Annotated in this window: 21 protein-coding genes; 12 read left to right on the forward strand and 9 right to left on the reverse strand. The window is 73.1% G+C overall.

Going from position 1 to position 21947, the window contains the following annotated elements; all coding sequences use genetic code 11:
• Nucleotides 1-8: 8 nt before the first annotated feature.
• The 8 genes from IE305_RS01815 to IE305_RS01850 all read left to right on the forward strand — a co-directional run bounded on the left by IE305_RS01815 (nt 9) and on the right by IE305_RS01850 (nt 9411).
• Complete coding sequence (locus IE305_RS01815; protein ID WP_190127559.1) at nt 9-653, forward strand: amino acid ABC transporter permease; 645 nt, start codon at nt 9-11, stop codon at nt 651-653.
• Complete coding sequence (locus IE305_RS01820) at nt 650-1525, forward strand: amino acid ABC transporter permease (RefSeq protein ID WP_190127560.1); 876 nt, start codon at nt 650-652, stop codon at nt 1523-1525. Before IE305_RS01815 ends, IE305_RS01820 begins: the two co-directional genes overlap by 4 nt.
• A gap of 149 nt (nt 1526-1674) precedes the next feature.
• Nucleotides 1675-2574, forward strand: coding sequence for an SGNH/GDSL hydrolase family protein (locus IE305_RS01825; protein ID WP_190127561.1), 900 nt, complete (start codon nt 1675-1677; stop codon nt 2572-2574).
• Between the two features lie 180 nt (nt 2575-2754).
• The gene (gene ggt / locus IE305_RS01830; protein ID WP_190127562.1) at nt 2755-4620 is read left to right on the forward strand and encodes a gamma-glutamyltransferase; all 1866 of its coding nucleotides are present in this window, start codon (nt 2755-2757) and stop codon (nt 4618-4620) included.
• Nucleotides 4621-4834: 214 nt separating this feature from the next.
• Nucleotides 4835-5677, forward strand: coding sequence for a nitrilase-related carbon-nitrogen hydrolase (locus tag IE305_RS01835; protein ID WP_190127563.1), 843 nt, complete (start codon nt 4835-4837; stop codon nt 5675-5677).
• 41 nt (nt 5678-5718) lie between these two features.
• A complete protein-coding gene (locus IE305_RS01840) occupies nt 5719-6993 on the forward strand; it encodes an aspartate aminotransferase family protein (protein ID WP_190128162.1) in 1275 nt (424 codons plus the stop codon).
• Complete coding sequence (gene hydA / locus IE305_RS01845) at nt 6990-8387, forward strand: dihydropyrimidinase (RefSeq protein ID WP_190127564.1); 1398 nt, start codon at nt 6990-6992, stop codon at nt 8385-8387. The genes IE305_RS01840 and hydA overlap by 4 nt, the downstream gene beginning before the upstream one ends.
• 13 nt (nt 8388-8400) lie before the next feature.
• On the forward strand, nt 8401-9411 hold the full coding sequence (locus IE305_RS01850) for a TIGR03842 family LLM class F420-dependent oxidoreductase (protein ID WP_190127565.1): 1011 nt from the start codon (nt 8401-8403) through the stop codon (nt 9409-9411).
• Here IE305_RS01850 and lplAB read toward each other — a convergent pair.
• Nucleotides 9408-10466, reverse strand: coding sequence for a lipoate-protein ligase LplAB (lplAB, locus tag IE305_RS01855; RefSeq protein WP_229890420.1), 1059 nt, complete (start codon nt 10464-10466; stop codon nt 9408-9410). The two genes, IE305_RS01850 and lplAB, sit on opposite strands and share 4 nt — an antisense overlap.
• A 184-nt stretch (nt 10467-10650) precedes the next feature.
• Between lplAB and IE305_RS01860 the strand changes: the two genes are divergently transcribed.
• Nucleotides 10651-11478 (forward strand): inositol monophosphatase family protein, encoded by an 828-nt coding sequence (locus IE305_RS01860; RefSeq protein WP_373311516.1) that lies wholly within the window; start codon nt 10651-10653, stop codon nt 11476-11478.
• 36 nt (nt 11479-11514) lie between these two features.
• Nucleotides 11515-12933: a phytoene desaturase family protein gene (locus IE305_RS01865; RefSeq protein ID WP_190127568.1), complete on the forward strand. Its 1419-nt coding sequence runs from the start codon at nt 11515-11517 to the stop codon at nt 12931-12933.
• A 7-nt stretch (nt 12934-12940) separates the two neighbouring features.
• Here IE305_RS01865 and IE305_RS01870 read toward each other — a convergent pair whose 3' ends face one another.
• Nucleotides 12941-13543, reverse strand: coding sequence for a Clp protease N-terminal domain-containing protein (locus tag IE305_RS01870; protein WP_190127569.1), 603 nt, complete (start codon nt 13541-13543; stop codon nt 12941-12943).
• A gap of 3 nt (nt 13544-13546) precedes the next feature.
• On the reverse strand, nt 13547-13780 hold the full coding sequence (locus IE305_RS01875; protein WP_229890422.1) for a hypothetical protein: 234 nt from the start codon (nt 13778-13780) through the stop codon (nt 13547-13549).
• A gap of 129 nt (nt 13781-13909) precedes the next feature.
• On the opposite strand from IE305_RS01875, the gene IE305_RS01880 reads away from it, so the two are divergent.
• The gene (locus tag IE305_RS01880; RefSeq protein WP_190127570.1) at nt 13910-14425 is read left to right on the forward strand and encodes a methylated-DNA--[protein]-cysteine S-methyltransferase; all 516 of its coding nucleotides are present in this window, start codon (nt 13910-13912) and stop codon (nt 14423-14425) included.
• A 19-nt stretch (nt 14426-14444) separates the two neighbouring features.
• Here IE305_RS01880 and IE305_RS01885 read toward each other — a convergent pair whose 3' ends face one another.
• Both IE305_RS01885 and IE305_RS01890 read right to left on the reverse strand, forming a co-directional pair.
• Nucleotides 14445-15401 carry a redoxin family protein gene (locus IE305_RS01885; RefSeq protein WP_190127571.1) on the reverse strand — a complete coding sequence of 319 codons (957 nt, stop codon included), beginning with the start codon at nt 15399-15401 and terminating at the stop codon, nt 14445-14447.
• 51 nt (nt 15402-15452) lie between these two features.
• Nucleotides 15453-17153 (reverse strand): BCCT family transporter, encoded by a 1701-nt coding sequence (locus tag IE305_RS01890; RefSeq protein WP_190127572.1) that lies wholly within the window; start codon nt 17151-17153, stop codon nt 15453-15455.
• 149 nt (nt 17154-17302) lie between these two features.
• Here IE305_RS01890 and IE305_RS01895 point away from each other — a divergent pair, with 149 nt between their 5' ends.
• The gene (locus tag IE305_RS01895; protein WP_190127573.1) at nt 17303-18427 is read left to right on the forward strand and encodes a glycerate kinase; all 1125 of its coding nucleotides are present in this window, start codon (nt 17303-17305) and stop codon (nt 18425-18427) included.
• 81 nt (nt 18428-18508) lie between these two features.
• Here IE305_RS01895 and pssA read toward each other — a convergent pair whose 3' ends face one another.
• From pssA to IE305_RS01915, 4 genes are all read right to left on the reverse strand, one after another.
• Entirely contained in the window at nt 18509-19375 is an 867-nt protein-coding gene (pssA, locus tag IE305_RS01900; protein WP_190127574.1) for a CDP-diacylglycerol--serine O-phosphatidyltransferase, read from the reverse strand.
• Nucleotides 19362-20021, reverse strand: a complete 660-nt coding sequence (locus IE305_RS01905) for a phosphatidylserine decarboxylase (RefSeq protein ID WP_190127575.1) — start codon at nt 20019-20021, stop codon at nt 19362-19364. Before IE305_RS01905 ends, pssA begins: the two co-directional genes overlap by 14 nt.
• A 202-nt stretch (nt 20022-20223) precedes the next feature.
• Nucleotides 20224-21429: an acyl-CoA dehydrogenase family protein gene (locus IE305_RS01910; protein WP_190127576.1), complete on the reverse strand. Its 1206-nt coding sequence runs from the start codon at nt 21427-21429 to the stop codon at nt 20224-20226.
• Between the two features lie 2 nt (nt 21430-21431).
• Entirely contained in the window at nt 21432-21944 is a 513-nt protein-coding gene (locus IE305_RS01915) for a MaoC family dehydratase (protein ID WP_190128164.1), read from the reverse strand.
• Nucleotides 21945-21947: the final 3 nt, after the last annotated feature.

Here is a 21947-nt window from a genome sequence, read left to right on the forward strand (position 1 = left end):
GAGCGCCCGTGAACGTCCTGACCGACAACCTCTCCCTCTACGGCCGCGGCCTGCTCGGCACCGTCCAGCTCACCGTCTACTCCTCCCTGCTCGCCCTCGCCCTCGGCTTCCTCATGGCCGCCTTCCGGGTCGCCCCGGTCGCGTCGCTGCGGGCCTTCGGCACGGCGTGGGTGACGGTGCTCCGCAACACCCCGCTCACCCTGCTGTTCTTCGCGGTGCTGCTGGGGCTGCCGCGGTTCGGGCTCGTCCTGCCGTTCCAGCTGTTCGCCGTGCTCGCCCTGGGCTGCTACACCTCCGCCTTCATCTGCGAGGCGCTGCGCTCGGGCATCAACACCGTGCCCACCGGGCAGGGCGAGGCGGCCCGCAGCCTCGGCATGACCTTCTCCCAGACCCTGGGCACCGTCGTGCTGCCGCAGGCGTTCCGGACCGTCATCCCGCCCATCGGCTCGACCCTGATCGCCCTGGCCAAGAACTCGGCCATCGCCGGCTCCTTCAGCGTCACCGAGCTGCTGGGCACCTACAAGCCGCTCAACGAGCTCGGCTACAGCATCATCTGGTCGTTCGTCTGGATCGCCGTCGGCTACCTGATCGTGACCCTGTCCATCAGCGCGCTGTTCAACGTGCTGGAGCGCCGCTGGGGAGTGCCCCGATGACCACCACCGCGTCCGCCACGGCCCTGTACGACGTCCCCGGACCGCACGCGCGGCGCCGGCACCGGCTGTACGGCGCGATCGGCGGCCTCGTCATCCTCGGCATCGTCGCCGGGGTGGTGCTGCTGCTCGTGGACACCGGGCAGTTCACGGCCGCCAAGTGGCGCCCCTTCACGTACGTGGGCATCCAGGAGCTGCTGCTGCGGGGCCTGGGCAACACCCTGCGGGCCTTCGGCATGGCGGCCGTGCTCTCGCTCGCGCTGGGGGCGGTGCTGGCCTGCGGCCGGCTCTCGGAGCACCGGGCGGTGCGCTGGGTGGCCACGCTGGTGGTGGAGTTCTTCCGTGCCATGCCCGTCCTCGTCATGATCTTCTTCGTCTTCGTCGCCCTCAAGGTCCAGCCGCTGCCGGCGCTGGTCACCGGGCTGACCCTGTACAACGGCTCGGTGCTCGCCGAGGTCTTCCGCACCGGCGTCAACTCCGTGGACCGCGGGCAGGGCGAGGCGGCGTACTCGCTGGGCATGCACAAGACCCAGGTCATGACGCACGTGCTGGTGCCGCAGGCGCTGCGCGCCATGCTGCCGGCCATCATCAGTCAGCTCGTGGTGGCCCTGAAGGACACCTCGCTGGGGTTCCTCATCACGTACGAGGAGTTCCTGCACGCCGGCAAGCTCATCGCCGGCAACCTCGACTACGACCTGCCGTTCATCCCCGTCGTCATGATCATCTCGCCGATCTACATCGGCCTGTGCATGCTCCTCTCCCGGCTCGCCACGCTGGCGGCCCGGCACCAGCGGCGCAGCGTCAAGACGGAGACGGACAAGGTCGCGCCGGCGGAACCGGGCACGCTCCTGCCGGGGACGGGCGCCCATCCGTGAGCCGGGCGGGAGCGCATCCGTGAGTCATCCGTGAGCCCATGCGCCGGCCCGGTCGTGTGCTTGGTGCAGCGGTCGACAAGATTGACAGATGGTCACTCCGTGACGAATCTGGCCAGTGATCCACTTCCCAGGAACCCACGGAGGCAGTAGTGGCACAGGTGCGTGAACGCGGCGGGCGGTACGGAAAGGCCCTCGCGGCCCTGGGAGCCGCCTCGGCCCTGGCCGCCGGCGCCGCGGCCCCCGCGACGGCCGCGCCGTCCGCGGAAGGCGTCCCGGCGGGCGGCGCGCGGTACGTCGCCCTGGGCGACTCGTACACCTCCGGCCCCGGCATCCCGCAGCAGACGGGCGGCGACTGCGCCCGGTCCAGCGTCAACTACCCCTCGCTCGTGGTAAAGGCCCTGAAGCAGACGTCGTTCAAGGACGTCAGCTGCAGCGGCGCCAAGACCGACGAGATGTGGCGCGCGCAGGGCGCCAACCCGGCCCAGCTCAACGCCCTCGGCAGGAACACCCGCCTGGTGACCGTCGGCATCGGCGGCAACGACATCGGCTTCGGCACCATCATCGGCACCTGTGCCCAGCTGTCGGCCACCGACCCGGCCGGCGCGCCCTGCAAGGAGCAGTTCACCGCGGCCGGCAAGGACGAGCTCGCCGCCCGCATCGACGCCGCAGGCACCAAGGTCGCCCGCGTCCTGAAGGCCGTGCACCAGCGGGCCCCGCACGCCAAGGTCGTGCTCGCCGGCTACCCCGCGATCATGCCGGACAACGGCGAGGGCTGCTTCCCGTCCGTGCCGATCGCCGCCGGCGACACCCCGTACCTGCGCGACACCGAGAAGCGCCTCAACGCCATGCTGGCCCGCCAGGCCCGCGCCGCGCACGTCCGCTACGCCGACACGTACCGCCCCACGACCGGCCACGACGTCTGCCGCCCGGCCGGCGAGCGCTGGATCGAGGGCGCGCAGCCGGAGAGCCCTGCCGCGCCGTTCCACCCGAACGCGAAGGGCGAGAAGGCGATGGCGACGGCGGTGCTCGCGGAGATCAAGCGGCGCTGAGGGGCCGGTACGCCGGTACGGGGGTGCTGCGCGGGGCGGGGCGTGAAGTGCGGTGCGTACGACCGCGCTGATGCCTCGTCGTGTGCTCGCGCGCCGCGCCCCCGTACGCCGGGGCCTGTCGGCGGGCGGGCCGCGCGAGTAGGCTCCGGGGCCCGTTCGCCCCGAAGGGAGGCACCCCCCATGGCCTTGCCGAGACCGCTGCCCCGCCGGAGGGTTCACCGCCGGCGCCTGCCCGTGCTCGCCGCGACCGCCGCACTGCTCACCACCACCGGTCTGACCACCGCGGGCCTGACGCCCGCCGCCGCGAGCCCGTACGCGTCCGGAGCCCCGGCCCCCGCCCATTCCCCCGCCAAGTCCCCCGTCGCCACCGGTTACGGCGGCGCGGTGGCCAGCGTCGACGCCGACGCCTCCGCGGCCGGCATCGAGGTGCTCCGCAAGGGCGGCAACGCCACCGACGCGGCCGTCGCCGTGGCCGCCGCCCTGGGCGTCACCGAGCCGTACTCCGCCGGTGTCGGCGGCGGCGGCTACTTCGTCCACTACGATGCCCGGACGCACCGCGTCTCCACCCTCGACGGACGCGAGCGCGCCCCGCTGAGCGCGAACGAGGGCCTCTTCCTGGAGAAGGGGAAACCCCTTCCGTTCGCCGACGCCGTCACCAGCGGCCTCAGCGTCGGCACCCCCGGCACCCCGGCCACCTGGGACGCCGCCCTGCGGGCGTGGGGCAGCCGCGGCCTGGGCGAGGTCCTGGCGCCCGCCGAGCGGCTGGCCCGCCGCGGGTTCACCGTCGACGAGACGTTCCGCCGGCAGACCGCCGACAACGAGGCGCGCTTCAGGGACTTCCCCGCCTCCGCGAAGCTCTTCCTGCCCGGGGGCCGGCTGCCGGCCGTCGGCTCCACCCTGAAGAACCCCGACCTGGCGCGCACGTACCGGCTGATGGGACGGCAGGGCGTCGACGCCGTCTACAAGGGCGACGTGGCCCGCGACATCGTCCGGACCGTGCGGAAGCCGCCCGTCGACCCCGCCTCCCACCGGGTCGCCCGTCCCGGCGACCTGACGGAACGGGACCTGCGCGCGTACTCCGTGCGGCAGCAGGCGCCCACCCACACGGGTTACCGCGGTCTGGACGTGTACGGCATCGCGCCGTCGTCCTCGGGCGGCACGACCGTCGCCGAGGCGCTGAACATCCTGGAGAACTCCCGGCTGAGCAGCGTCGACAGGGCCACCTACCTGCACCGTTACCTGGAGGCCAGCCGGATCGCGTTCGCCGACCGCAACCGCTGGGTGGGCGACCCGGCGTTCGAGAAGGTGCCGGTGGCCGGCCTCACCTCGCAGGCGTTCGCCGACTCCCGGGCCTGCCTCATCTCCGACGACGCCGTGCTCACCAGCCCGGTGCCGCCCGGCGACCCGCGCAGGCCGGGGGAGTGCGCCGCCGGGCGCGGGCCCGGTGCCCCCACCCCGTACGAGGGGGAGAACACCACCCACCTCACCGTGGCCGACAAGTGGGGCAACGTCGTCGCCTACACCCTCACCCTCGAACAGACCGGCGGCAGCGGCATCACCGTGCCCGGCCGCGGCTTCCTGCTCAACAACGAGCTGACCGACTTCTCCTTCGTGCCGGTCAGCCCCGGAGTCCACGACCCCAATCTGCCCGGCCCCGGCAAGCGGCCGCGCTCGTCCATCTCGCCCACCATCGTCCTGGACCACGGCAGGCCCGCCTTCGCTCTGGGCTCGCCGGGCGGCGCCACCATCATCACCACCGTGCTGCAGACGCTCCTCAACCACGTCGACCGCCGGATGCCGCTGGTCGACGCGATCGCGGCGCCGCGCGCCAGCCAGCGCAACGCGGCCGCCACGGAGCTGGAACCGGGGCTGTGGGACAGCACGCTGCGCCGCAGCCTGGAGGCCAAGGGCCACGTCTTCAAGCTCAACCCCGAGATCGGCGCGGCCACCGGGGTGCAACGGCTGCCCGACGGGCGGTGGCTGGCCGCCGCCGAGCGGACCCGGCGGGGCGGGGGCTCCGCGATGGTGGTGCGGCCGGCGGGCTGACGCCACGCTCCACGACCCCTCTTCCCGCCTCTTCCCCGCTTCTTCACCGCTGCGGCGCGTCCCCCACACGGGTGGCGCGCCGCAGCGCGTACGCGACGGTTGTCCACAGGTACGGTGATGCTCTTGCCACGGGGAGTGACGGGACCTACGGTCGCATGCACACGCGGATCACCCGCGTGCCAGCCTGGCTGACGCCCCGGTATAGGAGCAGCTCATGGCCCACGTAGTCCGCGCCGCCCTGGTCCAGGCCACCTGGACCGGCGACACCGAGTCGATGATTGTCAAGCACGAGGAGCACGCCCGCGCGGCGGCCGCGCAGGGCGCCCGGGTGATCGGGTTCCAGGAAGTCTTCAACGCCCCGTACTTCTGCCAGGTGCAGGACCGGGAGCACCACCGGTGGGCCGAGCCGGTGCCGGACGGCCCCACGGTGCAGCGGATGCGGGAGCTGGCCCGGGAGACCGGCATGGTGGTGGTCGTGCCCGTCTTCGAGGCCGAGCAGCCGGGCCTCTACTACAACACCGCGGCCGTCATCGACGCCGACGGCAGCTACCTGGGCAAGTACCGCAAGCACCACATCCCGCAACTCCCCGGCTTCTGGGAGAAGTTCTACTTCCGCCCGGGCAACCTGGGCTGGCCCGTCTTCGACACGGCCGTGGGCCGCATCGGCGTGTACATCTGCTACGACCGCCACTTCCCCGAAGGCTGGCGCGCGCTGGGCCTCGCCGGCGCCCAGCTCGTCTACAACCCCTCGGCGACGTCGCGCAGCCTCTCCTCCCACCTGTGGCAGTTGGAGCAGCCGGCCGCCGCCGTGGCCAACGGCTACTTCGTCGCGGCCATCAACCGCGTCGGCCGCGAGGAGTACGGGGACAACGACTTCTACGGCACCTCCTACTTCGCCGACCCGCGCGGCACGCTCGTCGGCGGCCCGGCGAGCGACACCAAGGAGGAACTCCTCGTCCGCGACCTCGACTTCGGCCTCATCGAGGAGGTGCGGCAGCAGTGGGCGTTCTACCGCGACCGCCGCCCCGACGCATACGAGGGGCTGGTGCAGCCGTGAAGCCCGCCCCCGCCTCCCTGCACGCCCGCCACCGGGCCGTCATGCCCGACTGGCTCGGGCTCTACTACCGCGAGCCGCTGGAGCTCACCCACGGCGAGGGCCGCCACGTGTGGGACGCCCACGGCCGCCGCTACCTGGACTTCTACGGCGGCGTCCTGACCACCATGACCGCCCACGCCCTGCCCGAGGTCACCAAGGCGGTCGGCGAGCAGGCCGGGCGCATCCTGCACACCTCCACCTTCTACCTCGACCGGCACATGGTCGAGCTGGCCGAGCGCATCGCCGCCCTCTCCCGCATCCCCGACCCGCGCGTCTTCTTCACCACCTCCGGCACCGAGGCCAACGACACGGCCCTGCTGCTCGCCACCGCCCACCGGCGCTCCCACCAGGTGCTGGCCATGCGCAACAGCTACCACGGCCGCTCCTTCTCCTCGATCGCGGTGACGGGCAACAGCGCCTGGTCGCCTACGGCCCTCTCGCCGCTCCAGACGCTGTACGTGCACGGCGGCGTCCGCACCCGCGGCCCGTACGCACACCTGTCCGACGCCGAGTTCACCGCTGCGTGCGTGGCCGACCTGGAGGACGTCCTCGGGCAGGCACACGGCACGGTCGCCGCGCTCATCGCCGAGCCGGTGCAGGGCGTCGGCGGGTTCACGGCGCCGCCCGACGGGCTGTACGCCGCGTTCCGCGAGGTCCTCGACCGGCACGGCATCCTGTGGATCAGCGACGAGGTGCAGACGGGCTGGGGCCGCACCGGCGACCACTTCTGGGGCTGGCAGGCCCACGCGGAGAACGGCCCGCCCGACCTGGTCACCTTCGCCAAGGGGCTGGGCAACGGCATGGCCGTCGGCGGCGTCGTCGGCCGCGCCGAGGTGATGAACAGCCTCGACGCACACTCCGTCTCCACCTTCGGCGGCAGCCCCGTCACCACGGCCGCCGCCCTCGCCAACCTCACCTACCTGCTGGAGCACGACCTCCAGGGCAACGCCCGGCGCGTCGGCGGCCTCCTCGCCGAGCGGCTCCGCGCCATCGCCGCCGGGCTGCCCGTGGTGCGCGAGGTGCGCGGCCGGGGCCTGATGCTCGGCATCGAGCTCGCCGAGCGCGACGGCACCCCGTCCGGGCGGGCCGCCGCGGCCGCCCTCGAACACTGCCGCGAGGGCGGCCTGCTCGTCGGCCGCGGCGGCCGGGAGGGCAACGTCCTGCGCATCGCCCCGCCGCTGACGCTCACCGTCGCCGAGGCCGAACAGGGCGCGGCCGTCCTCGAACAGGCGCTGCGCCGCAGCCAGCAGGACCTCGACACCCTGGAGCGGCCATGAGCAGAACGGTGGTCCGCGGCGGTCTCCTCGTCACCGCCGCCGACGAGATCCCCGCCGACGTCCTCGTCGAGGACGGCACGGTGGCGGCGCTGGCCGCGCCGGACAGCTCGGCGGCCGCGGCCTGGACGGCCGACCGCGTCATCGACGCCACCGGCAAGTACGTCGTCCCCGGTGGCGTCGACGCGCACACCCACTTCGAGCTGCCCTTCGGCGGCACCGCGTCCTCCGACACCTTCGCCACCGGCACGGTCGCCGCGGCCTGGGGCGGTACGACCACGGTCGTCGACTTCGCGGTGCAGCCGCGCGGCGGGGCGCTGCGCGAGGGGCTGGACGCGTGGCACGCCAAGGCGGACGGCCAGTGCGCGATCGACTACGCCTTCCATATGATCCTCTCCGACGTGAACGCGTCCACGCTGAAGGAGATGGATCTTCTCGTCTCCGAAGGATGCACCAGCTTCAAGCTGTTCATGGCGTACCCGGGGGTCTTCTACAGCGACGACGGCCAGATCCTGCGGGCCATGCAGCGGGCCGCCGGCAACGGCGGGCTCGTCATGATGCACGCCGAGAACGGCATCGCCATCGACGTCCTCGTCGAACAGGCCCTGGCCGCCGGCCGTACGGCACCCCGGTACCACGGCGAGGTGCGCCGCGCCCTGCTGGAGGCCGAGGCCACGCACCGGGCGATCGCGCTCGCCCGGGTGGCGGGCAGCCCGCTGTACGTGGTGCACGTCTCGGCGCAGGAGGCCGTGGCCGAGCTGGCCGCCGCCCGGGACCTGGGGCTGCCGGTGTTCGGCGAGACCTGCCCGCAGTACCTGTTCCTCGACGTGGGCCGGCTCGACGGGCCCGGCTTCGAGGGCGCCAAGTACGTCTGCTCCACGCCGCTGCGGCCGCGCGAGCACCAGACGGCGCTGTGGCGGGCGCTGCGCACGGACGACCTCCAGGTGGTCTCCACCGACCACTGCCCGTTCTGCTTCGCGGGCCAGAAGGAGCTGGGCCGCGGCGACTTCTCCAGGATCCCCAACGGGCTGCCCGGCGTCGAGCACCGCATGGACCTGCTCCACCAGGCGGTCGTCGAGGGGCGGATATCGCGCCGCCGGTGGATCGAGCTCGCCTGCGCGGCCCCGGCCCGGATGTTCGGGCTGGCCCCGCGCAAGGGCACCATCGCCCCGGGCTCCGACGCCGACATCGTCGTCTACGACCCGCACGCCCGGCAGACGCTGTCCGCCGCCACCCACCACATGAACGTCGACCACTCGGTGTACGAGGGCATGGAGATCACGGGGCGCGTGGAGACGGTGCTGAGCCGGGGCGAGGTCGTCCTCGACCGCGGCACCTTCACCGGGCGCGCCGGCCACGGCCGTCACATCGCCCGCTCGACCTGTCAGTACTTGTGAGGAGCACGACACCGTGGACTTCGGCCTCGTCCTGCAGACCGACCCGCCCGCCTCCGCCGTGGTGGAGCTGATGCGCCGTGCCGAGGCGTGCGGCTTCCGCTACGGCTGGACCTTCGACTCCGCCGTGCTGTGGCAGGAGCCGTTCGTCATCCACAGCCGCATCCTGGAGCACACGGAGCGGCTGATCGTCGGCCCCATGGTCACCAACCCCTCGACCCGCACGCCCGAGGTCACGGCCTCGACCTTCGCCACCCTCAACGACATGTACGGCAACCGCACGGTGTGCGGCATCGGCCGGGGCGACTCGGCGATGCGCGTCGCGGGCCGCAGACCGGCCACGCTGGCGGAGCTGGGCCGTGCCATGCGCGTCATCCGCGACCTGGCCGAGGGCCGCGAGGCCGACCCGGGCGGCGGCACCCCGGTCCGCATCCCCTGGGTCCGGGACGGCGCCCTGCCGGTGTGGATGGCGGCGTACGGCCCCAAGGCGCTGGCCCTGGCGGGCCGGGAGGCCGACGGCGTCATCATCCAGCTCGCCGACCCCTTCCTGACCCGCTGGATGGCCGACGCGGTCCGCACCGCCGCGGCGGACGCCGGCCGCGACCCCGCCGCGGTCACGGTCTGCGTGGCCGCCCCGGCCTACGTCGGCGACGACCTGGCCCACGCCCGCGCCCAGTGCCGCTGGTTCGGCGGCATGGTGGGCAACCACGTCGCCGACCTGGTCGCCCGCTACGGCACGGACGGCTCCCTCGTCCCCGAGGCCCTGACCACGTACATCGAGCAACGGGAGGGCTACGACTACAGTCACCACGGCCGCGCCGGCAACCCCTCGGCGGACTTCGTCCCCGACGACATCGTCGACCGCTTCTGCCTCCTGGGCCCCGCCCCCACCCACATCGCCCGCCTCCGCGAACTCCGCGCCCTGGGCGTCGACCAGTTCGCGGTGTACGCGATGCACGACCGCAGGGAGGAGACGATCGACGCCTACGGCGCCGAGGTCATCCCGGCACTGGCCGGGGACGGCTAGGGCACGCGGGCCGTCCACTCCGGGGAGCTGAACTTGGTGGCGGCCAGTTCCTCGGCGCGGGCGCGTTCCTCGGGGGTGACGGTGCCTTCCGTGAGGCCGTAGCGGTCGCGGAAGGTGCCGATCATCCGGTCGATGACCTCGGCCCGGGGCAGGCCGGTCTGGCGGCGGAGCGGGTCGACGCGCTTCTTGGCGCTCTTCGTGCCCTTGTCGGACAGCTTCTCGCGGCCGATGCGCAGCACGTCGAGCATCTTGTCCGCGTCGATGTCGTAGGCCATCGTCACGTGGTGGAGCACGGCGCCGTCGCCGCTCACCACGCGCTTCTGCGCGGCCCCGGCGATCTTGCCGGCCTCGGTGGCGATGTCGTTGAGCGGCTGGTACCAGGCCTTGATGCCCATGTCGCCGAGGGCTGCCAGCACCCAGTCGTCGAGGTAGGCGTAGCTGTCGGCGAAGGACAGCCCCTCCACGAGCGCACTGGGCACGCACAGCGAGTACGTGATGGTCGAGCCTGGTTCGATGAACATGGCGCCCCCTCCGGAGATGCGGCGCACCACGGTCATGCCGTGGCGGGCCGCGCCCTCGGGGTCGACCTCGTTCCGCAGCGACTGGAAGCTGCCGATCACCACGGCGGGGGAGCCCCACTCCCACACGCGCAGCGTCGGCGGCCGCCGCCCGGCGGCGACCTCGGTGGTGAGCACCTCGTCGAGAGCCATGTGCAGGGCGGGCGACTGCGGCCCGTCGTGGATGAGCTGCCAGTCGTACGCGTGCCAGTCGGTGGCGTTCGCCAGCGCCCGGCGGACCGTGACGGCCACGGCCTCGCTGGTCAGCCCGTACATCACGGTGCCCGGCGGCAGCGCCGCCTCGATCCGGGCCGTGAGCCCGGGCGCCGGCGTGTCGGCGGGGGCGCCCTCCAGGGCGCGGTCGATGGCGGTGAGCGCCTCGTCGGGTTCCAGGAAGAAGTCCCCGGCCACGCGCACGTTCCGCAGCAGCCCGTCGGCGACCTCCAGGTCGACCACCACCAGCTTGCCGCCGGGCACCTTGTACTCACCGTGGTACACGGCGCTTCCTCCACCTTCGTCGACATCGTCCGACCGAGCGGTCGGATCAACCGTAACCCCGTCCGGTCCGCGGGCCGCGCCGTCCCCACCCCGCCCTTCACCCTCCGTACAAACCGAGGCCAGTACCCGTGCACCGGATGTCGGTGGGGCGTGGTTCGATGGCTGCATGGTTCGCATGGCGCATGTGCTCGATGATTTTCTGAGCGGCGGGGCCGCCGGGGTGGAGGAGGCGGTGCGGAAGGCCGCTGCCGTGGAGATCCTGCCGCGGTTCCGGCAGCTCGCCGCGCACGAGATCGTGCAGAAGAACGGGCCGCACGACCTCGTGACGGTGGCCGACCGGCTGGCCGAGGAGCACCTCACGGCCTCGCTGACCACGCTGCTGCCGGGCTCGGTCGTCGTCGGCGAGGAGGCCGTGCACGCCGATCCCCGGGGGCTCGACGCGCTCGCGGACGGCGATCCCGTGTGGATCGTCGACCCCGTCGACGGCACGCGGCAGTTCGTGCACGGCGACCCCGGCTTCGCCACGCTCGTCTGCCTCGCCCACCGCGGCGAGCTGCTCGCCTCCTGGACGTACGCGCCCGCCCTCGACCTGATGGCCGTCGCACGGCGCGGCGGGGGAGCGGAGCTGAACGGGGTGGCGCTGCGGAGCGGCTCGCCCGAGCCCGGGGCCGAGCTGCGCGTGGCCATATCGCACTACGACTTCACCACCGACGAGCAGAAGCGCGTGCTGGGTGCCCTGGACACCGAGGGCGTGGCGGTCCGTCCCTGCGGGTCCGCGGGGCTGGAGTATCTGCATGTGGCGCAGGGGTCGCTGGACGGGCTCGCATTCTCCTGGGAGAACCCTTGGGATCATGCAGCCGGGCTGCTGCTCGTCGCCGAGGCCGGCGGCGTCAGCGGCACGGTGGCGGGTGAGCCGTTCCGCGTCACGGGGGGCAACGCCCTGCCCTTCAGTGCCGCGCGGGACGAGCCGACCCTCCGTCATATCCTGGGCCTGCTGGCGTCCGCCGGCTGATCCGGCGGGCGGACAGGACACGAGGGGAGCCCAGCGGTGGCCACCATGCTCGACGCCGTCGTCGTAGGCGCCGGTCCCAACGGACTGACCGCCGCCGTGGAGCTGGCCCGCCGTGGTCTCTCCGTCGAGGTCTTCGAGGCCGCGGACGCCGTCGGTGGCGGCGCCCGCACCGAGGAGCTCACCCTGCCGGGCTTCCGGCACGACCCCTGCTCCGCCGTCCACCCCCTCGGCGTGCGGTCGCCCGCCTTCACCGCGATGCCGCTGGACCGGCACGGCCTGGAGTGGGTGCACCCCGAGCTGCCGATGGCCCACCCCTTCCCGGACGGCACCGCCGCGGTGCTGGCCCGGTCCGTGGGGGAGACCGCCGCCTCGTTCGGCGCCCGCGACGCCGGTGCCTACCGGCGGCTCGTCGCGCCCTTCCGCGGCCGCTGGGACACCCTGGCCGCCGACTTCCTGCGCACCCAGTGGGACGGCCTGCCGCGCGACCCCGTCACCTACGCGCGCTTCGGCCTCGTCGCCGCCCAGCCCGCCGCCGTCCTGGCCCGCACCCGCTTCCGCGACGAGAAGGCCCGCGGCCTGCTCGCCGGGCTCTCCGCGCACGGCATCGCCCCGCTGACCGGCATCGGCACCGGCGGCATGGCCCTGATGTTCGCCCTCGCCGCGCACGAGTGCGGCTGGCCCGTGCCGCGCGGCGGCTCCCAGGCCATCGCCGACGCCCTCGCCTCGTACCTGCGCGAGCTCGGCGGCACCATCCACACCGGCTTCGAGGTGAAGCACCTCGACGACCTGCCGCCCGCGCGCGCCTTCCTCTTCGACACCTCGCCCAGGGCCCTGGCCCGCATCGCCGGACTCGGCAACGCCTACCCGCACTTCCGGGACGGCCCCGCCGTCTTCAAGATCGACTACGCGCTGGACGGGCCCGTCCCGTGGACCGCCCAGCCTGCGTGCCGGGCCGGCACGGTGCACATCGGCCCCACCTACGGGGAGATCTCCGCGGCGCTGCACGCCGCCGTCCACGGCGACGACCCCTCCGTGCCGTTCCTCATCACCGCCCAGCCCACCGTCGCCGACCCCACCCGGGCCCCCGCCGGCAAGCACACCTTCTGGGTGTACGGGCACGTGCCCAACGGCTGGCAGGGCGACGCCACCGACGTGATCGAGCGCCAGATCGAACGGTTCGCGCCCGGTTTCCGCGACCTCGTGCTGGCCCGCGCCACCGCCGGCCCGCCCGCCCTCGCCGCCCGCAACGCCAACTACACCGGCGGCGACATCGCCATCGGCTCGGTGGCCGGGCTCCGGCTGCTGATCCGGCCCAAGCTCGCCCGCGTCCCCTACGCCACCGCCCACCCCGCCGTCTTCCTCTGCTCCTCGGCGACCCCGCCCGGGCCCGGGGTGCACGGCATGTCCGGCCACCACGCGGCCCGGGCGGTCTGGCGCAGCCTCCGCAAGCGCTAGGCAGGGCCTACGCGGCCGCCGCCAGGTCCGTCAGCAGTGCCGCCCGTACGGTCTCCGGGTCGGTGCCCAGCCGGCCGAGCACGTCCGCCGCGGCGCCGTCCCGCGCGTCCAGGATGCCCAGCAGCACGTGCTCGGTCCCGATCGCCCGGTCCTTGCGCTCCACCGCCGCCCGCAGCGACTGCTCCAGCGCCTTCCGGGCGGCCCGGTCGAACGGGATGTGCGGCGTACCGCCCTTGCGGCCGCGCAGCAGCCCCCCGCCGCCCTGCTCCTCCGGAGCGGCGGCCGGCGGCGGCGCGTCGAGGGCGCCCGGCCCGAAGACCTGCTCCGCCCGGTCCCGCACGGCCGTCAGGTCGATCCCGAGGGTGCGCAGCACCTCGGCGTCCTCCTCGTCGAAGGGCCCGGCCGGCGACTTCGACGCCGCCACGGCGCCGCGCAGCGCTTCGGCCGTGGCGCCGAACCGGGCGAGCGTGGCCGCGCCCGGCGCCTGCTCCTGCGCGGCGATACCGAGGAGCAGGTGCCCCGGGTCGATGCGGCCGTGGCCGAGCGCGCGGGCCTCCTCCTGCGCGCACACGACCACGGTCCGCGCGTCCTTCGTGAAACGTTCGAACATGCCTCAACCCCTCCTGGCGTGCTTCTTGTGGACGGCCTGCCGGCTGACGCCGAGAGCGCCGCCGATCTCCTCCCAGGACCAGCCGAGCCGCCGGGCCCGGTCGACCTGGAGGGCCTCCAGGTGCTCGACCAGCCGCCGCAGCGCGGCGACGGCCCGTAGTCCCACGCGGGGATCCGCGTGCAGGGCGGCCTCGGCGGTGCCGGCCGCCTCCTTCGCATCCGCTTCTGTTCCGGCCATGTTGTCAATGGTGGTTGACACGCGAGGCGACTGTCAACCGACATTGACGGATCCGTCCCTGATCGCTGCGACAGTCGTGATGTCCGAAAACCGCCAGTCGTGGTGCGGTGCAGGCCGCATGCTTGACCCATGCACACCGACCACGAGCGCGTCCACACCGTCGCCGACAGCCCCTACGGCCCGCTGACCCTGGTGGCCACCGACGGCACGCTCTCCGGCCTCTACATGGAGAACCAGCGCCACCGCCCACCCCAGGAGCGGTTCGGCGACCGGGACGACGCCCCCTTCGCCGAGGCCCTCCGGCAGCTCGACGCCTACTTCGCCGGCGATCTCACCGTGTTCGACGTCCCCCTGCGGCTGGACGGCACGCCGTTCCAGCGCCGCGTGTGGGACGCCCTCCTGGAGATCCCGTACGGGGTCACGCTGACCTACGGGCAGCTCGCCGAACGCATCGGCGCCCCCACCGCCTCCCGCGCCGTCGGCCTGGCCAACGGCAAGAACCCCGTCAGCATCATCGTCCCCTGCCACCGCGTGATCGGCTCGTCCGGCTCGCTCACCGGCTACGGCGGCGGGCTCGACCGCAAGCGCCGCCTGCTGGACTTCGAGCGCGGCACCGCCCCGGTGACCGAGGACCTGCTCTTCTGAAAGGGCTTTCTCGAAAGGCTCAGTGCTCGCGCAGCCAGCCCAGCACCTGCCCCGCGTGCTCGTCCGGCGGGAAGACCGGGTGGAAGACGTGCTCGATCACCCCGTCCCGCACGATCAGCGTCATCCGCCGGAACAACCGCGCCCCGCCCGCCTCGAACGTCGGCAGGTCCAGCGCCGCGGCCAGCTCCAGCCCCGGGTCGGACAGCACCGCAAACGGCAGCCGCAGCCGCCCGGCGAACTCCCGCTGGTACGCGGTGTCCTGCGACGACAGGCCGTAGACCGCCGTCGCGCCCGCCGCCGTCAGCTCCTGGTGGTGGTCGCGGAAGCCGCACGCCTCCGGCGTGCATCCGCGCGCCCCCGGAATCGCGTTCCAGCCCTCCGGCAGGTCGGTGTCCGGCCGCCCGGACAAGGGGTAGAGGTAGAGCACCGTCCGGCCGGGGCCCAGCGCATCCAGCGCCACCTCCTCCCCGGACGTGGCCGTCAGCGTCAGTGCCGGCATCGCCCGGCCCGGCAGGTGGTCCGCCGCGCCGTCGTCCTCCGGCACGGGCAGCCCCGCGGGCAACGTCGTGTAAGTGGTCTCCGCCATCCCGTCCTCGTCCTCGTCCGTTTCCGTCCCGCCGCCGCCCCGGTACGCCGCCGTGCGCAGATGCGCGGCCAGCGTGGCCCGGCGTGCGGTCAGTTCCTCGATGCGCCGCGTGAGGTCGTCGATGGCCGCCCGGTAGCCGGCCAGCGAAGCCGGGCAGTCGTCCGCGTGGTCCCGCCCGGCGGACAGGCACTCCACGAACGGGCGCGTGCGCTCGGCGGGTATGCCCAGCCGGACCAGCGCCCCGACCTCCCGTACGAGCCGCACGTCGTGGTCGCCGTAGTCGCGGTAGCCGTTGGGCAGCCGCCGGGGCGCGACCAGCCCCAGCGACTCGTAGTAGCGCACGGCCTTGACCGACACCCCGGCCCGCCGTGCGACCTCGCCGATCCTCATGTGCGCACCTCCGTACGGGACGGAGGCTAAACCCTGCCCCCAGGGGCAAGGTCAACCGCGCCCGGCCTCGTCCCCACCCTCGCCCTCGCGCTCGCGTGCGCTCTCCGCCACCCGCCGCAGCCGGGGGTGGCGCACCGGCCCCTGCTCGGTGACGGCCTCGCCGACCATCGTCCGCAGCGCGTCCCGCAGCCCGTGCAGGGCGTGGTGCCGGGCCATGCCGGCGCCCGGGTCCTCGCGCAGCTCGGACAGCAGCGACCAGCACAGCGCGAGCATCACCAGTACGAACGGCAGCGCCACCAGGATCGTCGCCGACTGGAGCGACTGGAGCCCGCCCGCCACCAGCAGCACGGCCGCCACCGCCGCCATCAGCACGCCCCACACCACCACCAGCCAGGTGCGCGGGTGCAGCGCGCCGCGGCTGGAGAGCGAGCCCATCACCAGGGACGCGGAGTCGGCGCTGGTGATGAAGTACGTCATGACCAGCGCCATCGCGATCCACGAGGCGAGCGTGGCCAGCGGCAGGGTGTCCAGCAGCGCGAACAGCGACGCCTCCGCGCCCTGCTGGACCGTGCCGGCCATGTCGGCCGCGCCCGTCAGGTCCAGCCGCAGCGCGCTGCCGCCCATCACGCAGAACCACACCACCGTCGCCCCGCTGGGCACCAGCAGCACCCCGACCAGGAACTCGCGGATCGTCCGGCCGTGGGAGATGCGCGCGATGAACGTGCCGACGAAGGGCGCCCACGACAGCCACCACGCCCAGTAGAAGACCGTCCACGCCCCCAGCCAGGACGGGTCGGTGAAGGCGCCGGTGCGGGTGGCCATGGTGAGCAGGTCGTGCAGGTAGCCGCCGACGGCCGCGGGCACCGTGTTGAGGACGAAGACGGTCGGGCCGAGCACGAACACGAACACCATCAGGCAGGCGGCCAGCACGATGTTGAGGGTGCTCAGCCATTTCACGCCCTTGTGCAGCCCGGAGAAGGCCGAGAGGACGAAGGCGGCCGACAGCGAGGCGATGACGACCAGCTGGAGGGCCCGGGAGTCGTGGACGCCGAGGGTGATGTTCAGCCCCTTGGAGACCTGGAGGGCGCCCAGCCCCAGGCTGGTGGCGGTGCCGAAGACGGTGGCGAAGACCGCGAGCAGGTCGATGGCGCGGCCCGGCCAGCCCGCCGCCCGCTCCTCGCCCAGCAGCGGGACGAACGCCGAGCTCAGCCGGTTGTCGCGGCCCTTGCGGAAGCCGGCGTAGGCCAGTGCCAGGCCGGCCATGCCGTAGATCGCCCACGGGTGCAGCGTCCAGTGGAAGAACGAGTACTCCAGCGCCGTCCGGGCCGCCGCGGGCGAGTTCGCGGGCACGCCGGTGCCCGGCGGCGGGGCGGCGAAGTGCTGGAGCGGCTCCCCGACGCCGTAGAACATCAGGCCGATGCCCATGCCGGCGCTGAACATCATCGCGATCCACGCGAGGTTGCCGAACTCGGGCCGGGAGTCGTCCGCGCCCAGCCGGATGCCGCCGAACCGGCTGAGGGCGATGACCACGCACAGGACGAGGAAGACGTCGGCGCCGGTCACGAAGAGCCACGCGAAGTTGGACAGCACCCACTGGAGGGCGGTGCGCGTGACGCCGTCGAACGAGTGCTTGCCCAGCGCCGCCCAGCACACCACCGCCAGGACGGCGAGCCCGCCGATGACGACGACCGGGCGGTCCGGCGGCTCCTCGGCGCCGGGCGGCACGGGCCCGCCGTTGATCTCGCTGCTCATGACGCCCCACTATGGCCGGGAAAGCCCGGTTGGCCGGGCTGGCACGCCGCCACGCGCCATGGGCAGCGCCACAGTCCCCCGGGTAGGGTCGCCGCGCCCGGCGGAAGCGACCCGACGGATGCGGCCCGGCGGAAGCGAGGGGACGAGCGGTGGCGGAAGTGACACGCGTACTGATCGCGACGGACAAGTTCAAGGGCTCGCTCACGGCGGTCGAGGTCGCCGACCGGGTCGCGACCGGGCTGCTGCGGGCCGCCCCGGCGGCCACGGTCACGGCCCTGCCCGTGGCCGACGGCGGGGACGGCACGGTCGACGCCGCCGTCGCGGCGGGCTTCACCCGGTGCCCCGTGACGGTGACGGGCCCGCTCGGCGCCCCGGTCGGCGCGTCGTACGCGCTGGGCGACGACGGCACGGCCGTCGTGGAGATGGCCGAGGCGTCGGGCCTGCGCCGGCTGCCGCTCGGCGTGCTGGCGCCGCGCGAGACCACGACGTACGGCACGGGCGAGCTGCTGCGCGCCGCGCTGGACGCGGGCGCCCGCACGATCGTCCTGGGCGTGGGCGGCAGCGCCACGACCGACGGTGGGGCCGGCATGCTCACCGCGCTCGGCGCGCGCTTCCTGGACGCCGCCGGGCGGCCCGTGGGCCCCGGCGGCGGCGCGCTGGCCGCCGTGGTCGAGGCCGACCTCTCCGGCCTCGACGAGCGGCTGGCGCACACCCGCGTGGTCCTCGCGAGCGACGTGGACAACCCCCTCACCGGCCCGCGCGGCGCCGCCGCCGTCTACGGCCCGCAGAAGGGCGCGAGCCCGGCCGACGTCGCCGCGCTGGACGCGGCCCTGGCCCTCTACGCACAGGTGCTGGACGGCGGCGCACGGGCGCAGGAGCCCGGGGCCGGGGCGGCCGGCGGCGTGGGCTACGGCGCGCTCGCCGCGCTCGGCGCGGAGTTCCGGCCCGGCATCGAGGTGATGCTGGACGTCCTGGGCTTCGAGCGGGCGGTACGTGGCGCGGACCTCGTGGTCACGGGCGAGGGCTCGCTGGACGAGCAGACCCTGCACGGCAAGGCCGTGGCGGGCGTGGCCCGGGCGGCCCGCGCGCACGGTGCGCGGGTGGTGGCCGTGTGCGGCCGCCTCGCGCTGCCGGACGAGGCGCTCACGGAGGTGGGCCTGGAGCGGGCGTACGCCCTGACGGAGCTGGAGCCGGACCCGGAGCGCTGCATGGCCCACGCGGGGCCGCTCCTGGAGCAGGTGGCGGCGCGCGTCGCCGCGGACTGGGTGCGGTGACGGCGACGGCATCGCGACAAAAGGTGTGGGGCCCCGGGCGATCGCCCGGGGCCCCACACCTTTGTCACTCGGTCCGGCTTCCTACGGAAGCTGCGCCGCCTCCCGCGCCTCGCGGCGGTTGTCGCGGAACGTGTTCACGCGGCGGGCCGTCGCGAAGAGCGGGATCACCGCGCCCAGCACCAGCTGCAGCGCGCAGCCGGTCTGGAGCAGCAGCTCGCCGCCCGGGGCGTCGAAGGCCCAGGCGGCCAGCAGGCCCATGCTGAGCACGATCCAGCTGAGCATCGCCACGGCCAGCGGCCCGCGCGGCTTGGGGTACTCGACGCGGCTCACCATCAGCCACGCCACACCCATGATCGCGAGCAGCGTCGGCACGAACGGCAGCTCCAGCAGCACGATGGAGACCACCGTCAGCGCCCCGAAGGGGCTGGGCATGCCCTGGAAGATGCCGTCCCGCATGGGGACGCAGGAGAACCGGGCCAGCCGCAGGACGACCGCCAGCAGCACGACGATGGCCGCGACCGCCGACACCCGCTGGTGGGCGTCGTCGGCGACCATGCCCCAGACGACCACGAAGTAGGCCGGGGCCAGACCGAAGCTGATCAGGTCGGAGAGGTTGTCCAGCTCCGCGCCCATCGCCGAGGCCCGCAGCTTGCGGGCCACGAGGCCGTCGAAGAGGTCGAAGACCGAGGCGAGCAGCATCAGTATCACGGCCGTGGCCGCGCTGTGCCGGGCCATGCCGCCGTCCTCGTTCCCCGTGAGGTGCGGGATGAGGACGCCGGTGGTGGTGAAGTACACGGCCATGAAGCCGCAGATGGCGTTGCCCAGGGTGAGGGTGTCCGCTATCGACAGCCGGGTGGACAGCGGCATGTCCTCGGTTCCGTCGGCGTAGTCGGCGTCCGCCGCCTCGGGCACCCACGCGGCCTGGGTGTCGGGATCAATCACGGTCAAGGCGCGTCACCCCCGCGGTGGTGGGCTGGCCGACCTCGACCGCGACCTCGACGCCCTCGGGGAGGTAGACGTCGACGCGCGAGCCGAAGCGGATCAGGCCGATTCGGTCGCCCTGCTCGACCTTCGTGCCGCTCTCTGTGATGTACGGCACGATGCGGCGGGCCACGGCGCCGGCGATCTGGACCATTTCGATGTCACCGAGCTCGGTGTCGAAGTGCCAGACGACGCGCTCGTTGTTCTCGCTCTCCTTGTTGAACGCCGGGACGAACCCGCCGGGCACGTGCTCGACCGAGGTCACCGTGCCGGCCATCGGAGCGCGGTTGACATGGACGTTGAGCGGGCTCATGAAGATCGCGACGCGGGTGCGGCCGTCCTTCCACGGCATGATGCTCTGCACCACGCCGTCGGCGGGCGAGATGACCCGGCCCTGGGCGATCTCCCGCTCGGGATCGCGGAAGAACCACAGCATGCCCGCCGCGAGCGCGGTGGCGGGCACGGCGAGCGCCGCCCAGCGGCCGGAGCGGCGGGCCTTGGTGAGGCTGACCGCCGCCGTGGCGACGGTGGGAAGGAGCCACGGCGATGCTCCGCGCGCGAGGCGTACACCGAGGAGGCTGTCGCGTGGTGCAGAGGAAGAGCTGTGGGGCATGGGTGACCTTCGTAGCGGAGGGTGCCGCGTAACGATCGGGGGACGGCGGCTTTCCCGGGATGCTATCGGTTGCGGGTGGCAACTGGCTAAGCGCCGGCGCCGGGCGTTGGCCGAACGGCGCGTGCCGCCGGCGGCGCCGTGTGATCTTCTTCTCGGAACCAATACCGCCATTTCCGGCCGTTCCGGGCGTTCGCCCCCCGGTTCAGCCTTGGATCCGGTACTCCTCGAGCAACCGGCGGCCAATGATCATTTTCTGGATCTCGGCCGTACCTTCACCGATGAGGAGCATGGGCGCCTCCCGGTAGAGCCGCTCGATCTCGTACTCCTTGGAGAAGCCGTAGCCGCCGTGGATGCGGAAGGCGTCCTCCACGACCTCCTTGCAGTACTCGGAGGCCAGGTATTTGGCCATGCCTGCTTCGAGGTCGTTGCGCCGGCCCGAGTCCTTCTTCCGGGCCGCGTTCACCATCATCGCATGGGCGGCCTCGACCTTCGTGGCCATTTCGGCCAGTTTGAACTGGATCGCCTGGTGCTGGGCGATCGGCTTGCCGAAGGTCTGCCGCTGCTGCGCGTACGCCACACCCAGCTCGAACGCACGCTGCGCCACGCCACAACCACGCGCCGCGACGTTGACCCGGCCGACCTCGACGCCGTCCATCATCTGGTAAAAACCGCGGCCCGTGACGCCGCCGAGCACCCGGTCCGCCGGCACCCGCAGCCCGTCCATGATCAGCTCGGTGGTGTCGACCCCCTTGTAGCCCATCTTCTCGATCTTGCCGGGTATGGTCAGGCCCGGCTCGACCTGCCCGAACCCGGGCTCCTTCTCCACGAGGAAGGTGGTCATCGACTTGTGCGGGGCGGTGCCCTCGGGGTGGCCCTCGTCGGTCCGGCAGAGCACCGCGACGAGCGTCGACGAGCCGCCGTTGGTCAGCCACATCTTCTGGCCGGTCAGGACGTACGCGTCGCCGTCCCGGACGCCCTTCGACGTGATGGCCGACACATCCGAGCCCAGCCCCGGCTCCGACATCGAGAACGCGCCGCGCACCTCGCCGGTGGCCATCCGCGGCAGGAAGTACTCGCGCTGCTCCTGCGTGCCGTGCTGCTTGAGCATGTAGGCGACGATGAAGTGCGTGTTGATGATGCCGGACACACTCATCCAGCCGCGGGCGATCTCCTCCACGCACAGCGCGTAGGTGAGCAGCGACTCGCCCAGGCCCCCGTACTCCTCGGGGATCATCAGGCCGAAGACGCCGAGCTCCTTGAGCCCCTCGACGATCCTCGTCGGGTACTCGTCCCGGTGCTCCAGCTCGGTGGCGACCGGAATGATCTCCTTGTCGACGAACTCACGGACGGTGGAGAGGATCTCCTGCTGGACGTCCGTCAGCCCGTCGGTCTGCGCCAGACGGCCCATGCTCACTTCTCCCCGTTCACGAGCTCCGGGCGGCCGGGCTGCTCCCCGCCGCGCTTCTCCACGTACTCGGCCGTGGGCACCATCACCTTGCGCCGGAAGACGCAGACCAGCGTGCCGTCCTGCTTGTAGCCGCGGGTCTCCACGTGCACGATGCCGCGGTCGCTCTTCGACTTCGACGGCGTCTTGTCCAGCACGGTCGTCTCGCCGTACAGGGTGTCGCCGTGGAAGGTCGGCGCCACGTGCCGCAGCGACTCGATCTCCAGGTTGGCGATGGCCTTGCCGGAGACGTCCGGCACCGACATGCCCAGGAGCAGCGAGTAGACATAGTTCCCGACCACGACATTGCGTCCGAAATCGGTGGTCTTCTCGGCGTAATTGCTGTCCATGTGCAGCGGGTGGTGGTTCATGGTCAGCAGGCAGAAGAGGTGGTCGTCGTATTCGGTGACCGTCTTCCCGGGCCAGTGCTTGTACGTGTCGCCGACGGTGAACTCTTCGTAGGTCCGGCCGAACTGCATCGC

Source organism: Streptomyces mashuensis (assembly GCF_014654785.1).
GTDB classification, from domain to species: Bacteria; Actinomycetota; Actinomycetes; order Streptomycetales; family Streptomycetaceae; genus Streptomyces; species Streptomyces mashuensis.